This is a genomic window from Brenneria roseae subsp. roseae (genome assembly GCF_003115845.1).
Lineage (GTDB): Bacteria > Pseudomonadota > Gammaproteobacteria > Enterobacterales > Enterobacteriaceae > Brenneria > Brenneria roseae.
The window spans coordinates 1-1,265 of the sequence record NZ_KZ819057.1 but is presented as its reverse complement, the minus strand read 5'-3'; the positions used below and the strand labels follow the sequence as shown (position 1 = coordinate 1,265).

The 1,265-nt window shown below is 35.4% G+C and carries 1 protein-coding gene; it reads right to left on the bottom strand.

Annotated elements, in window-relative coordinates:
• Positions 1 to 167 precede the first annotated feature (167 nt).
• The gene (locus tag DDT52_RS20795; RefSeq protein ID WP_210732751.1) at positions 168 to 1,037 is read right to left on the bottom strand and encodes a trypsin-like peptidase domain-containing protein; all 870 of its coding nucleotides are present in this window, start codon (positions 1,035 to 1,037) and stop codon (positions 168 to 170) included.
• Positions 1,038 to 1,265: the final 228 nt, after the last annotated feature.

The window sequence follows — 1,265 nt, the reverse complement described above, 5'->3', positions numbered from 1 at the left end:
TGAGCGAAGATCGGACATTGCAGTTGAGGTATTTTTCTGAATTGGTTTTAATTGAAAAATACATATCCATTTGATACTTTGCATTACACCCTTGAATTTAAATCATACTCTTTCTGCACTTTTAAATTATAATAAATCAAATGCATAATATGAATAAACATTTTACTCTATAATGTTTGTTCATTTTTACTTACTCTTTTCTTATAATCTTGTTCTGCTGCATTCAAAACTCTTTCAATAACTGAAACATGCCATACCCTTCCAAGATCTGACTCATTATTGACCCTTCCACTGTAGATTCCTAAAAATTCCCATTTTGGAGTGGCAGACATTACTGACGATATTTTGCCATCCTGATATTTTCTATATCCACCAGATCGATAAGCTACAACAGGAGAACCAGATTGGCCTTGTCTCGCTCTGCAATCAATTAAAAAAATTGGATTGTCATCTGTCATTAATAGTAGCTCCTGAGCCAGGGAACCGGTAGCCCAAACTGGAAATTTGCCAAAACTACTAACACCAAATGGAAAACCTATCACGCTGACAGTATCTCCCGGCCCTACATACAAATTATCTCGATCTAAATTGGTCTTTATATAAAATGGAACTCTAAATACATCGCTTCCCCAGTTTAAATTTAAAGCAATAACATCAGCTTTCGCACCTAGCACCGGGTCTTCGATCCAGTATGGAGTTTGATCCTCACGGTATAGAGGAAGCTTTACTTTAAGCCATTCGCCAATGTATTGATTCTTATGGAAATATATGACTATGTTATTGGGTGTACCACACGTCTTGCTAAGACATTCGTTTGTTTCTTGATTTCTTCCGGTAACATTATGCCGATTAGTGATCAGCGCGCAATGAGACTCCCTATCATTTGCAGCAAGAAAAGCTGTTCCTGAACTAAGCTTTTGTTCATCAAAATACATCTCGACAAATAATGATTTAAATGTCAGTATTTCAAGTGCACCTGTTATAGAATTATTGTTGATAAGTCCCTTCTTAAAATTATCGAGTTCTGAAATGTCCATGTATTTCACCTAAGGTTATTGATGGGGCTTTCTATTATTTATTCGGTACAAGAAATAATATAAATTTAGGCGGGTATAGATAAAAGCACACCCTAAATTAGGTATATATGGCTTTAACTCCAATGAAAATAAAATTTTCATTCAATAGCGAACTCTAACTTACTCTAAGTGATATCTGAAATCAACGATATCACTGAAGTAATGACTTCCGCTTCTGGCACATAGCCG